The 17213-nt window shown below is 73.9% G+C and carries 15 protein-coding genes; 3 read left to right on the forward strand and 12 right to left on the reverse strand.

The genetic code is table 11. From position 1 onward, the window contains the following. Positions 1 to 5 precede the first annotated feature (5 nt). Complete coding sequence (gene lspA, locus ACU436_RS33570; RefSeq protein ID WP_459031073.1) at positions 6 to 572, reverse strand: signal peptidase II; 567 nt, start codon at positions 570 to 572, stop codon at positions 6 to 8. Positions 573 to 643: 71 nt separating this feature from the next. Continuing rightward, positions 644 to 2137 (reverse strand): potassium/proton antiporter, encoded by a 1494-nt coding sequence (locus ACU436_RS33575; RefSeq protein WP_459031074.1) that lies wholly within the window; start codon positions 2135 to 2137, stop codon positions 644 to 646. Between the two features lie 161 nt (positions 2138 to 2298). On the opposite strand from ACU436_RS33575, the gene ACU436_RS33580 reads away from it, so the two are divergent. Genes ACU436_RS33580 through ACU436_RS33590 form a run of 3 tightly spaced genes read left to right on the forward strand, consistent with a single transcriptional unit; the run spans position 2299 to position 5056 of the window. Then, positions 2299 to 3618: a sensor histidine kinase gene (locus ACU436_RS33580; RefSeq protein WP_459031076.1), complete on the forward strand. Its 1320-nt coding sequence runs from the start codon at positions 2299 to 2301 to the stop codon at positions 3616 to 3618. Beyond that, positions 3615 to 4283 (forward strand): response regulator transcription factor, encoded by a 669-nt coding sequence (locus ACU436_RS33585; protein ID WP_459031077.1) that lies wholly within the window; start codon positions 3615 to 3617, stop codon positions 4281 to 4283. Before ACU436_RS33580 ends, ACU436_RS33585 begins: the two co-directional genes overlap by 4 nt. Before the next feature lie 2 nt (positions 4284 to 4285). After that, positions 4286 to 5056 carry a DUF4097 family beta strand repeat-containing protein gene (locus ACU436_RS33590; protein WP_459031078.1) on the forward strand — a complete coding sequence of 257 codons (771 nt, stop codon included), beginning with the start codon at positions 4286 to 4288 and terminating at the stop codon, positions 5054 to 5056. A 19-nt stretch (positions 5057 to 5075) separates the two neighbouring features. Here ACU436_RS33590 and ACU436_RS33595 read toward each other — a convergent pair whose 3' ends face one another. The 10 genes from ACU436_RS33595 to ftsZ form a co-directional block, all read right to left on the reverse strand. After that, complete coding sequence (locus ACU436_RS33595) at positions 5076 to 5837, reverse strand: class I SAM-dependent methyltransferase (protein ID WP_459031079.1); 762 nt, start codon at positions 5835 to 5837, stop codon at positions 5076 to 5078. 42 nt (positions 5838 to 5879) lie between these two features. Further along, the gene (locus ACU436_RS33600) at positions 5880 to 6155 is read right to left on the reverse strand and encodes a DUF167 domain-containing protein (RefSeq protein ID WP_459031080.1); all 276 of its coding nucleotides are present in this window, start codon (positions 6153 to 6155) and stop codon (positions 5880 to 5882) included. A gap of 11 nt (positions 6156 to 6166) precedes the next feature. Continuing rightward, positions 6167 to 9307 carry an isoleucine--tRNA ligase gene (gene ileS / locus ACU436_RS33605; RefSeq protein WP_459031081.1) on the reverse strand — a complete coding sequence of 1047 codons (3141 nt, stop codon included), beginning with the start codon at positions 9305 to 9307 and terminating at the stop codon, positions 6167 to 6169. Positions 9308 to 11018: 1711 nt separating this feature from the next. Next, complete coding sequence (locus tag ACU436_RS33610; protein WP_459031082.1) at positions 11019 to 12152, reverse strand: hypothetical protein; 1134 nt, start codon at positions 12150 to 12152, stop codon at positions 11019 to 11021. 61 nt (positions 12153 to 12213) lie between these two features. Continuing rightward, complete coding sequence (gene wag31 / locus ACU436_RS33615) at positions 12214 to 13056, reverse strand: DivIVA-like cell division protein Wag31 (RefSeq protein WP_459031083.1); 843 nt, start codon at positions 13054 to 13056, stop codon at positions 12214 to 12216. Positions 13057 to 13106: 50 nt separating this feature from the next. After that, positions 13107 to 13397, reverse strand: a complete 291-nt coding sequence (locus tag ACU436_RS33620) for a YggT family protein (protein WP_459031084.1) — start codon at positions 13395 to 13397, stop codon at positions 13107 to 13109. 29 nt (positions 13398 to 13426) lie between these two features. Further along, entirely contained in the window at positions 13427 to 14131 is a 705-nt protein-coding gene (locus ACU436_RS33625) for a cell division protein SepF (protein ID WP_459031085.1), read from the reverse strand. 55 nt (positions 14132 to 14186) lie between these two features. Beyond that, positions 14187 to 14921: a YggS family pyridoxal phosphate-dependent enzyme gene (locus tag ACU436_RS33630; protein WP_459031086.1), complete on the reverse strand. Its 735-nt coding sequence runs from the start codon at positions 14919 to 14921 to the stop codon at positions 14187 to 14189. After that, positions 14918 to 15631, reverse strand: coding sequence for a peptidoglycan editing factor PgeF (gene pgeF, locus ACU436_RS33635; RefSeq protein ID WP_459031087.1), 714 nt, complete (start codon positions 15629 to 15631; stop codon positions 14918 to 14920). The genes ACU436_RS33630 and pgeF overlap by 4 nt, the downstream gene beginning before the upstream one ends. Then, positions 15628 to 17133 carry a cell division protein FtsZ gene (gene ftsZ, locus ACU436_RS33640; protein WP_459031088.1) on the reverse strand — a complete coding sequence of 502 codons (1506 nt, stop codon included), beginning with the start codon at positions 17131 to 17133 and terminating at the stop codon, positions 15628 to 15630. The genes pgeF and ftsZ overlap by 4 nt, the downstream gene beginning before the upstream one ends. Positions 17134 to 17213: the final 80 nt, after the last annotated feature.

The raw sequence follows: 17213 nt of genomic DNA on the forward strand, positions 1-17213 counted from the left end.
GGGTGTCACTCACCGGCCGGCTCGTCCGTATCCCCGGACCGCTTGCGGCCAGGCTGTTTCGAGGCGCTGCGCGTGCCGTCGAGCTCCCGTCCGAGCAGGGCGAGCAGCACGAGCAGCACGCCGCCGGAGACGATCGAGGAGTCGGCGACGTTGAACACCGGCCACACCCGCCCGTCCGGGGCGAGGAGCGACACGATGTCGACGACGTGCCCGTGCAGCGGGCCGGGCGAGCGGAACAGGCGGTCGGTGAGGTTGCCAAGGGCGCCGCCGAGCACGAGCCCGAGCGCGACGGCCCACCCCGTGGACCGCAGCCGCCGGGCCACCCGCACGATCACCACGACCACCGCGATCGCGACGATCGTGAGCACCCACGTGTAGCCGGTGGCGAGGGAGAAGGCGGCGCCGGGGTTGCGCACGAGCTGCAGGTAGACCAGGCCACCGAGGATCTCGACGGGCTCGCGGTCCTCGAGCTGCGCGACCGCGACCACCTTCGTGACGATGTCGAGGGCGAGCACGGCCACGGCGATCAGGGACAGCAGCCGCACCGTGGGCGCGGTCGGGTTCGCCGGCACCTCACCGGGCTCCGATCCGGGTTCTGACCCCGGTTCTGATCGCGCGCTCGCGTGCTCACTCACACCATCCATCATCCCCTACCGTCCGGCGCCTCCCGCCCGGCCTGCCAACGCGCCAGGCGGCCGTGCTGGTCGACGGCCCGGATCCGCTCCTCCGCGGCCCGTCTGGCACGGGTCGTGGTGACGACGAGCAGCTGGTCGTGCTCGCGCAGCCGGGTGTCCCCGGAGGGGGTGAAGCCCTGCCCGTTCCGCACGACGAGGCTGACGACGGCGCCCCGCGGCAGCCGCAGCTCACGCAGGTACACCCCGCGCAGCCGCGACCCGACCGGCACGTGGACCTGCAGCAGGTCGGCGGAGAGCTCGTCGAGCGGGGCGGCGTCCACGGAGATCTCGCGCGGCTGCGCCGCCCGGGACACGCGCAGCAACCGCGCCACCCAGGGGAGCGTCGGGCCCTGGAGCAGGGTGAGCCCGACGACCAGCACGAACACGACGTCCACCAGCGCCGCCCCGCTCGGCGCCCCCTCGATCAGCGCGACCAGCGCGAACACGATCGGGACCGCTCCACGCAGCCCGGCCCAGGACAGGAACGCCTGCTCGCGCCACGGCACCCGGAACGGAGCCGCCGCCGCGAGCACCGACAGCGGGCGTGCGGCGACGATGAGCACCACCCCGGCCACGAGCGCCGGGACGATCGCGTCGACCAGGCGCGGCGGCGACACGAACAGCCCGAGCAGTACGAACACCCCGATCTGCGCCAGCCAGCCCATCCCCTCGGCGAACGAGCGGACGTCGCCGCGGTGCGGGAGGTCGGAGTTGCCGAGCACCAGTGCCGCGACGTACACGGCGAGCAGGCCGGACGCGTGGGCGAGCTGCCCCGCCGAGTAGGCGAGGACGCACACCGCCAGCGTGGCGAGCGGGTACAGGCCGGTGGCGGGCAGCGCCGCGCGGCGCAGCGCCCACGCCCCGGCGAGCCCGAAGAGCCCGCCGATGACGCCGCCCGCGGCCAGCTCGTAGGTGACGAGCAGCGGCGTGTACCAGGTGATCGGATCGGTCGAGGCGAGCAGGATCACCGCCAGCACGACGGGCGCGTCGTTGGAGCCGGACTCGAGCTCCAGCATGCCGGCCACCCGCCGGGAGACGCCCACCCCGCGCAGGACCGAGAAGACCGCGGCCGCATCGGTGGAGGACAGCACCGCGCCCCACAGGAACGCGGCGCGCCAGTCGAGCCCCAGGAGCAGGTGCAGCCCCACCCCGACCACCCCGATGCTGACGGCCACCCCGACCGTCGCGAGCGCGATACCCACGCCCAGCGCGGGCCGGACCGCGGACCAGTGCGTGGTGAGCCCGCCCTCGGCGAGGATCAGGACCAGGGCTGCCCAGCCGATCGACTCGGTGAGCGGGGCGTCGGAGAACTGGATGCCGAGCACCGACTCGCCGAGCAGGATCCCGATGCCGAGGTAGAGCAGCAGCGAGGGCAGGCCGAGCCGGACCGAGATCCGCACGGCGAACACCCCCAGCAGCACGACCGCGGCCGCGACGCCGAGCGCCAACTCCAGGCCCGCCATGCCCACCTCCGCCCCCCGGTACACGGTATCGGCGCAGGTCGCGGGCCCTGCCACAACCCCGCCCACCGGGCGACGACGTGCTGGGGCGGGGGGCTACCCCCACCCCCGTCGGGGGACCAACGGGATGGCGGCCCCCCGACGCCGCTCCTTAGCCTGCTCCCATGGTGATCGCGCCGCCCCTGGAGGTCGCCCCCGCGGCCCGCCCACCCCACCGGGACCCGCTGCGGGCGCTGGTGGCCCCGTCCACCTGGCTCGCGGCCGCCCACCTGCTGCTCGACGCCGTGGTGGGCGCGGCCACCGCGTTCGTGCTGGGCATGGGCCTGGTCTTCAGCATCGTGCTGTTCCCCCTCGCGCTCCTCGGGGTGCCGGTGTGGATCGTCACCGCGTGGGTGAGCGCCGGCATGGCCCGCCTCGAGCGCGCCCGCTACCGCATCCTGCTCGGCGTCGACGTCGGTGCTCAGCCGCTGCCGGCGCTCGAGCGCAACCCGCTGCGCTACGGCGGCGTCCTGCTGCGCGACCCGGGCGTGCGGCGCCGCGCGCTCCACCAGCTGCTCGCCGCGCCGGTCGGGGTGGTCACCTGCGGGATCACGTACACGCTGCTGTCCGGTGCGCTGGCGTTGCTGGCGATGCCGCTGCTCGGGCTCGGGGACCCGGCCGACGGCACCATCGCGTACGGGTTCCCCCTCGTCGACACCGGCGGCGGACGGGCCCTGCTCGCCGGGCTCGGGCTCGTCCTGCTGCTGGCCGCCCCCACGGTGCTGCGCGCGCTCGCGGCCGCCGACACCGCCCTCGCCCGCACCCTGCTCGGGCCGGTGCCGGAGGTGCTCGCCCGCCGGGTGGACGAGCTGGAGCGCAGCCGGGCCCGGGTGGTCGACGCCGGCGAGGCGGAGCGCCGCAAGCTCGAGCGCGACCTGCACGACGGCACCCAGCAGCGGCTCGTCGCGCTGGGGATGACCTTGGGCCGCGCGAAGACGCGGTACAAGCAGGACCCCGAGGCCGTGGGCGAGCTGCTCGACGACGCCCACCAGCAGGCCAAGGACGCCGTCACCGAGCTGCGCGGGCTCATCCGCGGCCTGCACCCGCCGGTGCTCACCGACCGCGGGCTCGACGCCGCGCTCTCCGCGATCGCCGTGCGCTGCCCGGTGCCGGTGCAGCTCACCGTCGAGATCGACGAGCGGCCCAGCTCCACCGTGGAGGCGATCGGCTACTTCGTGGTGGCCGAGGCGCTCACCAACATCGCCCGCCACTCCAGCGCCACGAGCGCGGTGGTCGCGGTGCGGCGGGAGCGCGGCGCCCCCGTCTGGATCACCGTCACCGACGACGGTGTGGGCGGCGCCGACCCCGACCGCGGCACCGGCCTGCGCGGCCTCGCCGACCGGGTGTCCGGCGTCGACGGCCAGCTGCGGGTCGACTCCCCCGTCGGGGGTCCCACCGTGCTCACGGTCGAGCTGCCGTGCGGTCCGGGTGGGCTCACTCGATGACCGCTGAACCGATGACAACAGCGCGGGTCACCGTCGCCGAGGACTCGGTGCTGCTGAGGGAGGGGCTCTCCCGGCTGCTCGCCGAGGCGGGCTTCGAGGTGGTGGACGCCGTCGGCGACGGCGAGTCGCTCCTGCGGTCGGTCGGCGAACAGCAGCCCGACGTCGTCGTCGCCGATGTCCGCATGCCCCCCACCCACTCCGACGAGGGCCTGCGGGCGGCGCTGGTGATCCGGTCCCGGTGGCCGGCGGTCGCGGTGCTCGTGCTGTCGCAGTACGTCGAGGAGCGCTACGCCACCGAACTGCTCGCCGGTGACACCCGCGGCGTCGGCTACCTGCTGAAGGACCGGGTGGCCGACGTGGAGACGTTCGTCGAAGCGCTGCACCGCGTCCGCGCCGGTGGCACCGCGCTCGACCCCGAGGTCGTCTCTCAGATCTTCGCCCGCTCCCGGCGGGCCGCGCCGCTGGCCGCGCTCACCCGCCGCGAGCGCGACGTCCTCGCCCTGATGGCCGAGGGCCGGTCCAACGCCGGCATCGCCGCGGAGCTCGTGGTCGGTGAGGGCGCGGTCGAGAAGCACATCAGCGGGATCTTCGGCAAGCTCGCGCTCCCCACGGCGCCCACCGACCACCGGCGCGTGCTCGCCGTGCTCAAGTACCTGGAGGACTGACCGTGACCGCGCCCGCGAAGGCGAATCCCGCCGTGGTGGCCGCCGCCGTGCTCATGGTCGTGGTGGTCTGCGGCACCGGCGCCTTCGGGCTGCTGTCCGAGGCCGTGACCGGCACCGTCGACCGCTCGAACGCGTTCACCCCCGCCGCCGCCCGCCTCGCGGTCGACGCCAACGGCGACGTCACGATCGGTCCGAGCCCCGACGGGCAGGTCCACGTGCACACGGTCGTCCGGCACGGGCTGGGGCAGCCCGAGATCTCGCAGCAGGTCACGGCGGCCGGTGTCCGGCTGGACGCCGGCTGCCGGGAGTTCCTCGCCGTCCGCTGCGACATCCGCCACGAGGTCCAGGTGCCGCCTGCGTTCGAGGTGGTGGTCGACGGCTTGGACGGGGACGTCGTCGCGAGCGGCCTCTCCGGGCCGCTGAGGATAGAACGGATCGCCGGCGACATCACCGCCGTCGACCTCGCCGGTCCGCTCGACCTGCGCTCGCGCACGGGTGAGATCAGGGGCGAGTCCCTGCACACCGAGGTGCTCCGGGCCGAGTCCGACACCGGCGACGTCCGGCTGGAGCTGCTGACGCCCCCGCAGGCGGTCGACGTCACCGCGGACAACGGGGAGGTCGACCTGACGGTGCCGGCCGGCACGTCCTACCGCGTCGACGCCCACACCCGGACCGGCGAGGAACGCGTGCTCGTGCCGCTCGACCCGGCCTCCCCGCGCAGCCTGCGCGTCGACGGCGGCACCGGCGACGTGACGGTGCGCCCCACCCGCTGACGGCACGAGCGCGGCGGGGTCAGCCCACCGACCAGGACAGCGTGGCGGCCAGGCGCGGGCGCTGCAGCCGCTCCAGCGCGTCGGCCACCTCGGGCACGGAGACCGTGGGGAGGCACAGCCTGCGGGTGACCCACACCGGGTCCTGCCGGGGCGGCACCACCCGCTCCCACTGCCGCACGACCGGCTCGACCCCGATCTCGCGCAGCACCGCGACCGCGTCGTCGGTGGTGGCGGGCGGCGGCCGGTGCAGGTCGTGGAACCGCACCCAGAGCGGGTCGAGCCAGGCCATCGGGTGCTGCGCCATCATCTCGACGACGACACCGCGGCGGGCCGCCGCCGTGAGCGCCTCGAGGAACGGCACGAGGTCCACGACGTTGTGCAGCACGTGGTGGCAGACCACGACGTCGGCGGTGCCCGCGGCGGCCGCGGCACCGGGCCACCGGCCGAGCACCGTGCGGTGCGGCAGACCGCGGGCCCGGGCCTCGGCGGCGAACGCGTCGAGCATGTCCTGCTGCTGGTCGGCGCCGGTGAGGTGGCCCGCCCGGTCGGCGAGCGCGAACGAGGCGGCCCCGCCGCCGCATCCGACGTCGAGCACGCTGCCGGCCTCGGGGAGCAACGCGTGCGCCGCCCGCCGCGAGGGCGTGTCGAGGGGCTCCACCGGCGGCGTGAAGAAGGTGACCTCGTGGTGCCACGGGTCGGCGGGCGCCCGCTCGAGGATGCGCGGCGGGATCCCGCGGCCCTCCTGGAGCTCGGCCCATCGTGTGGCCGCCAGTCCCCCCATGGATTCCGAGTATGCCTCCCTGCGCCCGTCCGGGCAGCCCGATCAGGCCATGAGTTCGGCCAACCGGGCGGTGTGCGCCGCGCGATCGCCACGCACCGCGACGACCTTGTCCCGCCCACGCACCCCCGTGACGATCTCGACGTCCCCGCGGCGCACCCCGAACGCGGCGGCGAGCGCAGCCACCACGGCCGCGTTCGCCGCGCCGTCGACGGCCCGCGCCCGCACGGCCACGAGGAGCGCCGGGCCGCGCGGGCCCGCCCACGTTCCGCCGACCCCGTCGCGGCGCGCGCCGGGCCGGACCCGCACCGAGACCCGCATGCCCTCGCGGGTCAGACGCGGGTCACCAGTGCGGCGAGCTCGGCGCTCGTGCCGTCCGGGGTGGCGACGGTGCCGCGCAGGGTCGGCTCGGGCGCGGCGCCGTAGGCGACCGCCTCCGCGAGCACCTCCCCCGCCACGAACCCCTCGTGGGCGCGCACGGCGTCGAGCACGCCGGCCGGGCCGTCGAGGGTGAGGCCGATCCGGTCGGCGACGTCGAGACCGGCGTCCCGGCGGGCCTGCTGCACCACCCGCACGACGTCCCGCGCGGTGCCCTCGGCGGCGAGCTCCGGCGTGATCGCGGTGTCGAGCACGACGAGCCCGGTGGATCCCGGGAGCGCCGTGGTCGAGTCCGGGTCGGTCGCCACGAGCTTCTCGGTGAACTCGCCCTCGAACAGCTCGATCCCGCCCGCGGTGACGGTGCCGCTCTCGTTGCGGGCCCACTCCCCCGACTTGACGGCGCGGATCACCTTCTGGGTGTCGCCGCCCAGCCGCGGCCCGCAGGCGCGGGCGTTGACGGCGATCTCGAAGCGTCCGTGGGCGGACACGTCGGTGGTCAGCGCGACGTCCTTGACGTTCACCTCGTCGCGCAGGATGTCGGCGAACGGGGCGAGCGACTCGGCGTCGGCTGCGGCCACCGTGAGCCGGGCCAGCGGCAGCCGCACCCGCAGCCCCCGCGCCTTGCGCAGCGAGAGCGCGGCCGAGGCCACCTGTCGCACCCGCTCCATCGCGGCGACGAGCGCGTCGTCGTGCGGGAGCTCCCCGCCGGCCGGCCAGTCGGCCAGGTGCACCGACCGTTCCCCGGTGAGCCCCTGCCAGATCTTCTCCGTGGTCAGCGGCAGCAGCGGGGCCGCCACCCGGCACGTCACCTCCAGCACGGTGTGGAGGGTGTCGATCGCGTCCTCGTCGCCGGCCCAGAACCGGTCGCGCGAGCGCCGCACGTACCAGTTGGTCAGCGTCTCGGCGTGGTCGCGCACCCGCTCGCACGCGCCCGCGATGTCGTACACGTCCAGCGCCGCGGTGAGCTCGTCGACGAGCGCCGCGGTGCGGGCCAGGACGTACCGGTCCAGCACGTGCGTCGAGTCGGTGCGCCGAACTCCGCGCCGCCCGGCGTAGAGGGACAGGAAGTACCAGGTGTTCCAGAGCGGGAGGATCGCCTGCCGGACGCCCTCGCGGATGCCCTGCTCGGTGACGACGAGGTTGCCGCCGCGCAGGATCGGGCTCGCCATGAGGAACCAGCGCATGGCGTCGGAGCCGTCGCGCTCGAACACCTCGTTGACGTCCGGGTAGTTCCGCCGCGACTTGGACATCTTCTGCCCGTCGTCGCCGAGCACGATCCCGTGGGCCACGCACGAGCGGAACGCCGGCCGGTCGAACAGCGCCGTGGCCAGGACGTGCAGCAGGTAGAACCAGCCGCGGGTCTGCCCGTTGTACTCGACGATGAAGTCGCCCGGGTAGTGGTGCTCGAACCAGTCCGTGTTCTCGAACGGGTAGTGCACCTGCGCGAACGGCATGGAGCCCGAGTCGAACCAGCAGTCGAGCACCTCGGGCACCCGGCGCATCGTGGACTTCCCGGTGGGGTCGTCCGGGTTGGGCCGGGTGAGGTCGTCGACGTACGGCCGGTGCAGGTCCGTCGGGCGCACGCCGAAGTCCCGCTCCAGCTCGTCGAGCGAACCGTAGACGTCGGTGCGCGGGTGCTTCGGGTCGTCGCTCATCCACACCGGGATCGGCGAGCCCCAGTACCGGTTGCGGGAGATCGACCAGTCGATGGCGTTCTCCAGCCACTTCCCGAACTGGCCGTCCTTGACGTGCGCGGGCGCCCAGGTGATCTGCTGGTTCAGCTCCACCATGCGATCCCGGAACTGGGTGACCTTTACGAACCACGAGTCGACCGCCCGCTGGATCAGCGGGTTGCCGCAGCGCCAGCAGTGCGGGTACGGGTGGTCGTAGGTCTCGTGGCGCAGCAGCACGCCGAGCGCGTGCGGGGCGCCGCGCTTGAGGTCGGCGATGATGTGCGGGTTGGCGTCGAACACCAGCATGCCCGCGTACGGGGGCACGCGCTCGTCGAACTCGCCCTTGGTGTCCACCGGCACGACGACCTCGATGCCCGCGGCGTCGGTGACGACCTTGTCCTCCTCACCGAAGGCGGGCGCGATGTGGACGAGCCCGGTGCCCTCGTCGGTGGTGACGTAGTCCGCGGCCAGCACGCGGTGGGCGTTCTCCCACCCGGTGAAGAAGTCGAACGGCGGGGTGTAGGACAGCCCGAGCAGCTCGGAACCCCGGAACGTCGCCACGACGTCCGGCTCCTCGCCGAGCTCACGCGCGTACGCGGCCAGCCGGGCGGAGGCGAGGACGTAGCGCTCGCCGTTCGCGGCCACCAGCGCGTACTCGACCTCGGGGTGCACGGCCATCGCCAGGTTGGACGGGAGCGTCCACGGCGTGGTGGTCCAGATCAGCGCGAGCGCCCGGTCGAGGTCCGATCCCGGCGCGTGCAGGCGCAGGCCCACCGTGACGGCCGGGTCCTGCCGGTCCAGGTAGACGTCGTCCATCTTGGTCTCGGTGGCCGACAGCGGCGTGCCGTCGTGCCAGCAGTACCAGAGGACGCGGAAGCCCTGGTAGACCAGGCCCTTGTCCCAGAGGGTCTTGAAGGCCCACATGACGCTTTCCATGTAGTCCAGGTCGAGCGTCTTGTAGTCGTTGTCGAAGTCGACCCAGCGGGCCTGGCGGGTGACGTACTCGCGCCATTCGTCCGTGTAGCGCAGCACGGAGGTGCGGCAGGCCTCGTTGAACGCGGCCACGCCCATCTCGTCGATCTCGGCCTTGCTCTTGAGCCCGAGCTGGTGCTCGGCCTCGACCTCGGCCGGCAGGCCGTGGGTGTCCCAGCCGAAACGGCGCTCGACGTGGCGGCCGCGCATGGTCTGGTAGCGCGGGACGACGTCCTTGACGTAGCCGGTGAGCAGGTGGCCGTAGTGCGGGAGGCCGTTGGCGAACGGCGGGCCGTCGTAGAACACGAACTCGTTGCTGCCGTCCTGACCCGTGGGGCGGGCGTCGACGGACGCGCGGAACGTGTCGTCGCGCTCCCAGGCGTCCAGGACCTCACGCTCGAGCGAGGGGAACGCCGGATGCGCGGGAACCGGGGGGTAGCGGTCGCTCATGTCTGGTGGTGCTCCTCGTGCGTGGCTCGTGGTGCTGCCTGCACGGGGACGACGCTCCAGCGAGCGCCGCGGTACCACCCCGCTTGCCGCTCCGGGACGGAACGGCCTCTCGTTCGGACGGCTGTGACGGGCCGCTCCCGTCCGGTTCTACCGCGCCCCGAGGGGCGTTTCTTCCGGAGGCTCCCCGGTGATGGCCGGATCGGTGCCTGTGTGACAAGGGTAGCGCCAGGGCGCCACGGCATATTCCCCCGGGCCCCAGCGCTTGGTCACCGGCGCCGGGAGGCCCGGATCCACGACCCGAGCGCCGTGATCGGCACGATCGGGACATCGGCTACAGGGGGAGGGTGTTGCCGAATCGAGGCGATGCGGGCCCGATCCCGCGGCGGTCGCTCGACGATCGAGCGCGGGATGTGGCGTGGTCGACGGGTGCGGTCGCAGGGGCCTGCGGTCCGGGCCTGCGGTAGGGCCGTCGTCACCCGTGAACCCGCCGGAGGGGGTCGGCCGTCTGGGGGGTCTCGCCGCGGTTCGTCTCTCGTGGGCGGGCCCGGTCACCTCGGGACGCGATGCCTTCCAGGTCCGTCCCGGTGGTCGTGACCGGCACCCGGGGATGCGCCGGTCCCCCTTCGTCGAGGTGGTGGCCGGGTTGGGGTCACTACCGACCCCCGGGGTGGCGTGGGCGGCCGTCCCCGACGTGGGGGCACGCCTGTCTGTGGGCGAGACGGTCACCGCCGGGTGCCCACGCCACTGTCCGGTGGTCCCGAACGCAGCACCGACCGCCCGCCCAGAGCTACGTGCCGCCCCGGGGCACCGCGCTCGAGCTGCCCGGGACGCAGTAACTCGGTGCCGAGCCGGTGGACCCACGCCCGGGTCGGTTCCGCGGAACGCACCCGGACTCTCGCCGAAGCCGTGGAGTGAGTGGAGGCGGGACCACCGGATAGTCCGCGCGCACCCAGCAGTGACGGGCTCGTCGAGAACTGGCGTGCGTGACAGCCGGGGACGGCCGCCCCCGCAACCCCAGGATCCGGTAGTGCACCCAACCCGGGCACCCACCCGAAGCGACGGGATCGACGAACCGGAACGAACACGCGCGAGGCCGGACGGACGGCGGGCAGGCAGCGGCCGGTCGGGTACGGCGCGCCCACCGCAGCAGGATCCCCGGCGATCGCCCCGCACCGCGCAGCGGTGCGACCCATGATCGATGCGAGCAGCACCCGGCGGCGGCCGCGACCACGCTGAGGTACTTCTCGCGACCCGTGATCGGCCCGAGCAGTACACCAGTGCAGTGGTCGCGACCGTGGCGTGCGGCTCGCCGTCGGCCCGGCCGGCGACGGCCCGGGGCCGCCACCGGAGGTTCGTGGACTGCAGGGGTGATCGGCGGGCGGGCGGATCGAGCGTGTTCTCGTGTTCCCCGTCGAGCCGGTACTCGGGGGTGGCCTCCGCGATCGCCTTGATCAGCAGGATCGGGACATGACCTGCACCCCTGCAGTTCATGTCCCGATCGCGCCGATCATGGCGCGCCGACCATCGGTCCTGGGCCCGAGCGGCGGTGATCAAGGGCTCATGGTCGCAACCGATCGGCTGGCGACCTTCTCCCCTTGATCACCCCGCCGGGGAGGCCTGGCTCGCGCGCATTCGGCCCGGTTCGTGGACCCCGTCGCCCTGGGTGGATGGCCACCTTGGGTTCACGACCGTCATGGCCGCGACCGTCCACCTACCGCGTGGCGGGCTCCTGGGCGGCGAGCGTGCGCACGGGGCTGCACCAGCCGCACGGGGTGAAGCCCAGCTCGACGGCCTCGCGGACCGGCAGCGGGATGGTGGCCTTCCCGCCGAGGGCGCGGCAGGTGCTCACGTGGAAGCGCGGCTGCTCGTCGATGACCAGCACCTCGGTCTCCAGCCCGGCGACGACCGCCGCGGCCGCGGGATCACGCTGCTCCTCCGGCGGCTCGCCGTCGGCGGCGGGTGGCGGGGCCTCGGCACCCGTCTCGGCGGCCGCGGCGGTCGCGCCGGCCGCCGGGGCGTCGGCGCCCTGCTGCTCCGGCGCACCCGTCGGCGACTCGGTGGGCTTGTCCGTGGCCGCTGCCGCCTCGGCACCCGTGGCCTCGGGCGGCGCGCCGGCGCTCTCCTCCGCGGCGGGCTCCTCGGCGGAAGCCGGCGCGCTCTCGGTGCCCGCGCCGTCGGCCGGGCCGTCCGGCTCGCGAGCGGCGGGCGCCATCGCGGTGGGGCTCGAGTCGGCGGCGTCGTCGGGCCGGCCGTTGCTGACGGCCTCCGTGGGCGGCGAGGACGGCGCCGCCTGTCCGCCGGCGCTGGGCGCAGCCGTGGTGGGCGGTGAATCGTCCGCCGCGGAGCCCTTCTCGTCCGTGCCCGTCGATGGGGTGGAGGCGGTAGTCGCCGCACCCAATTTCGTCACGTTGAGTGACGAATCACCGCTCGACGCGGTGGTCTCGCGGGAAGCGCCGGGCGGTCGCTCCGTAGAGGCGGACGGTTGCACCACGGGCATCACGACGGTCTTCGTGGTGTCCGACGTGTCGTCGTACCGTTCACCGGTCGTTGCCCCACCGGTGCGGCCAGGCGCGTCGGACCCCCGCGGGATGACCGGGAGCACCTCGGTGACCGGCTCCGGGTCAGGAGTGCGGATGCGCGGCGGCTCTACCGCGGTCTGGGCCGCGGCCGCCTCGGCACCGGCCCGTACCGCGCTCCGCCGCTGCAGCCAGTCGATCAGCAACACCGCCGCGGCGGCGACGCTGACGGCGACGGACACCCAGGCCCACAGGACGCTGCCGGACAGCAGCGCCACCACGAGGAGGCCGAAGGCGATCAGAACGAGGATCAGGACCAGCAGCAGCACGTCTCACTCCGTCTTGCGGAAGTGGGGCCGGTCCGGCCGCACCACCCGGGTCGGTCGAGGTTCAGCTCCCGGCGTCGGCGCGCTGGCCGTAACCGGTGGAGGCGTATCCGCCGTTCGAGCTGGACCGGCTGTCGGACGGCGCCGCAGAGCCGCGTTCCCCGAGGTCGCGCAGCTGCGACTCCAGGTAGGTCTTGAGCCGGGTGCGGTACTCGCGCTCGAACGTCCGCAGCTCGTCGATCTTCTTCTCGAGCACGGACTTGTCGCGCGTGATGGTGCCGATGATCTCGGCTTGCTTGCGCTCGGCGTCACCGACCAGCGTGGCGGCCTTGTCCCGGGAGGTGCGCTCCAGGGTCTCGGCCCTGGTACGGGCGTCGTTGAGCATCGTCTCGGCCCGGGCGCGGGCGTCGTTGACGAGGCCGTCGGACTTGGCGCGCGCCTCCGACAGCAGCTGCTCGGACTTGGTGCGCGCGTCGGTGAGCATCGCGTCGGCCTCGGACTTGGCCTCGGCGGTGAGCCGCTCGGCCATCTCCTGGGCCATGCTCAGGACCTTCGCGACCTGGACGTGGCTGTCGCCACCCTCGGCCACGTCGGCGAACGACGGGCGTTGCGGCGGCTCGGCCTGGCGCAGTGGCGGCTCCTGCCGCTGGATCTGCTGCGTGGGCGGGGACACCGCCGCGGCAGCAGGCCGCGACCGGGCCTCCTCCAGGTCGGCCTGCGCGTTGCTGAGGCTCTGCTCGAGCTGGGAAACCTGCTCGCGGAGGTCCTCGTTCTCCTCGATCAGTCGAGACAGCTCTGCCTCGACCAGGTCCAGGAACGCGTCGACCTCGTCCTCGTTGTAGCCCCGCTTCCCTATAGGGGGCTTGCTGAACGCGACGTTGTGGACGTCGGCGGGCGTCAGCGGCATCGGATCACCTCATGCAGTCCTCGGCGGCGGCACCGTGTGACTGGGGCTCACTACGGCGTCGGCTGGGCAACGTTCATCAGTATGAACACCACCAGCAGTAGAACCATAATCGACAGGTCCAGTCCAACGCCGCCGATCCGGAGAACGGGGATCACTCTCCGCAACAACTTCACAGGCGGGTCGGTTGCTGTGAAGATCAGCTCGAGAGCGACGGCGCTGGGCCCCACCGGCACCCACTGGCGCGCAAAACTGCGCACGAGCTCCACCACGATCCGGCCCACGAGCAGGAGCCAGAAGAAGAACAGCAGGTAGTAGAGGACGAACTGGATGGCGAGGGGCACGTCGCCGATCCTAACCGCGGCTCCCGTCCTCACTCGCCCCGGAAGCCACGGTCGGGGTCGGTGGCCCCGCCGGAGACGGTCCGCTGGGCGAGCATCCGCGCGTCGTCCGCCGACACCTCGACGTCGGCCGGTGTGAGCAGGAAGACCCGGCTGGTGACCTTGTCGAAGCCGCCGTGCAGGGCGAACACGAGGCCGGCCGCGAAGTCGACGAGCCGCTTGGCCTCGGCGGCCTCGAGCTCGGTGAGGTTCATGATCACCGGGACGCCGCTGCGGTACCGCTCGCCGATCGTGCGCGCGTCGCGGTAGCTGCGGGGCTGCAGCGTGGTGATGCGGGCGAGCGCGGCGGCACCCGTGGCGGCGCGGTCGCGCTGCTCGGGCACCGCGGCCGGCACCGGGGCCACCGATCGGAGCGGTTCCTGCAGGTCAGGCTCCATCGCGAGCGCCCCGCGAACCGGGGATCCGAGGCCGCCGGAGCCACGTGCGACCGCGCGCTCGGCCACCACGGGGCGGGCGGGACGGCGGTCCCACTCGTCGTCGTAGCGGTCGCGCCGGACGGGCTCGGAGTCGTCCTCGTAGGAGAAGCGGTCGTCCCAGCGCTCGTTGGCGTAGTCGCGCGGCGAACGCTCGCGCCGGGGCTCCGGGTAGCGGTCGGCGAGCGGATCATCGGAGTACTCGCCCAGCTCCTCGGCGGGCACCATGCCGAAGTAGGCCTTGAGCCGGTACATCGCGCCCATCCGCGCTCCCATCATCGACTGCCCGACGGCCGGTCACTGCCCCGGCGACCGACGATCACCGCGAGGTTAACGGTCGTTCCCCCACAAGGGCCGTTCCGACACGCACCAGGCCGGATCCGTGCCTGATCGCGGTCTCCAGGTCAGCGCTCATGCCCGCTGAGAGGACCGTGGCCTGCGGAAACCGGTCGCGCAGCTCCGACGCGGCCGCGGCGACGTCGGCGAACGCGGCATCCGGATCGGCGCCGAGCGGGGCCACCGCCATCAGGCCGGCGAGCCGCAACCCGGCGCACGTGGCGACGTGTTCGGCGAGGCGGATCAAGCCCGCTCGGGGTACGCCTCCTCGCAGTGGGTCACCGTCGACGCTGTACTGCAGCAAAATCGGTAACCGATCGGTGCGCCCACCGGTCTCCTCGTCGCGCCGTGCGGCCGCGTCCAACGCGTCCGCGAGGCGGGTGGAATCCACCGACTCCACCCGATCGGCCCAGCGCACCACCGACCTGGCCTTGTTCCGCTGCAGGGTCCCGATCAGATGCCATCGCGGATGCCCGTCCGGACGCAGCGCGGCCACGGCGGCCACCTTCTTCTCCGCCTCCTGGACGCGGTTCTCCGCGAAGGCGGTGAGCCCGAGGTCGAGGAGCGCCGCGACGTCCTCCGCCGGCACCGTCTTCGTCACGGCCAGGAGGCCGACGGACGCGGGATCACGCCCTGCCGCGACGCAGGCGGCGGCGATCCGCTCGCGCAGGGCCGAGAGCCGCCCCGCGAGCTCCTCCCGCCGGCCGGGCGCCGTCATCGCGGGTCGAGCCAGGTGATCGCCGCCTGGCGGCCGCTGCGCGGGTCCCGGCGGTGGCTGTACAGGTCGGGGGTCTCGCGCGTGCAGCGCGGGTCGCCGCCGATGCGCGCGACCCCGAGCTCGGTGAGCTGGTGGTAGAGCCCGGCGCGCAGGTCGAGCCCGGGGGTGCCGCGCCGGGTCCGTACGGCGCTGCCGGGCAGCCGCGCGTCGACCTCGGCGCGCATGGTGTCGGGCACCTCGTAGCAGCCGCCGCAGATCGCCGGGCCGAGCAGCACCTCCAGGGCGTCGCGTCGCGCCCCGAGCGCCTCCATGGCCGCGACGGTGGCCGGCAGGACCCCGTGCGCGGCGCCGACCCGGCCGGCGTGGGCCGCACCGACGACACCGGCGGCCGGATCGGCCAGCAGCACCGGCACGCAGTCCGCGGCGAGCACCGCGACGCCCACCCCCGGCAGGGCCGTGACGGCCGCATCGGTGGCGGGCACGTCCGGCGCGTCCGCAGCGGGGACCGACTCGACCGTGACCACCCGGGTGCCGTGCACCTGCTCGAGGAACACGACCGGCACCCCGAGCTCGCGCCGCAGCCGCGCACGGTTGGCGGCCACGGCCCCCGGCTCGTCCCCGACCAGTGCGGACAGGTTGAACGAGGCGAAGTCGCCGCGGGAGCGGCCGCCCGCCCGGGTGCTCACCACCCGCCGGACGCGCGCGCTCACCTCTTCATGAACGGCGGCACGTCCACGTCGTCGTCGAGGTCCGCGACGTCCACCGGCTGGGTGTAGAGGGGGGCCGTGGAGCGCTCGGACACATGCGGGCGCTGCGGCTCCGGCACCGAGTCGAACGTCGCCTCCCGGCGCAGGTCGGCCGGGCGCTGGGCGGTGGTGAACCCGCCCGCCGGCGGCGGGGCGGCCGGCGGCAGGGTGCCGGACTGGTTCGGGGCGGCCGGCGTGCTCGGCGCGGCCGGCGGCCGGGCGGCGGTGTACGGCGTGGACTGCGCCGCGGCGGATCCGTTCCCGTGTGCGGGGTTGCCGTTGCCGGTGGGCCCGGCGGTGGACGCCGCGGGGCTCGACGGCACGGTGCCCCCCGTGGGCGGGGCCGCGGGCGCACTCGGGGTGGTGGAGGCGGCGGGCGCCGCCCCGTTACCACCGGCCGGCGCGCTGCCGTTCCCGTCCGAGGGCGACGTCGTACCGCTCACGCCCGACGCGATCACCCCGGACGGCTGCTTTTCCTGCGACTTGAACGCGGCCGGTTCGAGCTTCTTGTGCGTGGGCCCGCCCGCCTCGAAGCCTGCGGCTATGACGGTGACCCGGACCTCGTCGCCGAGCGAGTCATCGATCACGGTGCCGAAGATGATGTTGGCTTCGGGGTGTGCGGACTCCTGCACCAGCGACGCGGCCTCGTTGATCTCGAAGAGACCGAGGTCGGAGCCGCCCGCGATGGACAGCAGCACGCCTTGCGCGCCGTCCATCGACGCCTCGAGCAGCGGCGAGTTGATCGCCTTGCCCGCGGCCTGCACGGCTCTGCCCTCCCCGCGCGACGAGCCGATGCCCATCAAGGCGCTGCCCGCCCCGGACATGACCGACTTGACGTCGGCGAAGTCGAGGTTGATCAGACCCGGCGTGGTGATCAGGTTGGTGATGCCCTGCACACCGGAGAGCAGCACCTCGTCGGCCGAGCGGAACGCGTCCATCAGCGAGACACCCACGTCGCCGAGCTGCAGCAGCCGGTCGTTGGGAATCACGATGAGCGTGTCGCACTCGTTGCGCAGCGACTGGATGCCCTCCTCGGCCTGCCCCGCGCGGCGGCGCCCCTCGAAGGTGAACGGCCGCGTGACGACGCCGATCGTCAGCGCGCCGAGCTTGCGCGCGATCGACGCGACGACGGGCGCACCGCCGGTGCCGGTGCCGCCGCCCTCGCCCGCCGTGACGAAGACCATGTCGGCCCCCTTGAGGACCTCCTCGATCTCCTCGCGGTGGTCCTCGGCGGCCTTGCGACCGACCTCGGGGTTGGCGCCGGCACCGAGGCCCCGGGTCAGCTCCCGGCCGATGTCGAGCTTGACGTCGGCGTCGGACATGAGCAGGGCCTGGGCGTCCGTGTTCACCGCGATGAACTCGACGCCCTTCAGGCCGACCTCGATCATGCGGTTGACGGCGTTCACGCCGCCGCCACCGATGCCGACGACCTTGATCACGGCCAGGTAGTTGTGCGGGGGCGTCATAAGGGCGCACCTTCCAGTCAAGCTCGGGTCCGTCCCCGGGGGTCCGGGCCATCGGAGGAGAACGCTAGGTCTCGTCCGGG

Source organism: Pseudonocardia wallangbongensis (assembly GCF_054486945.1).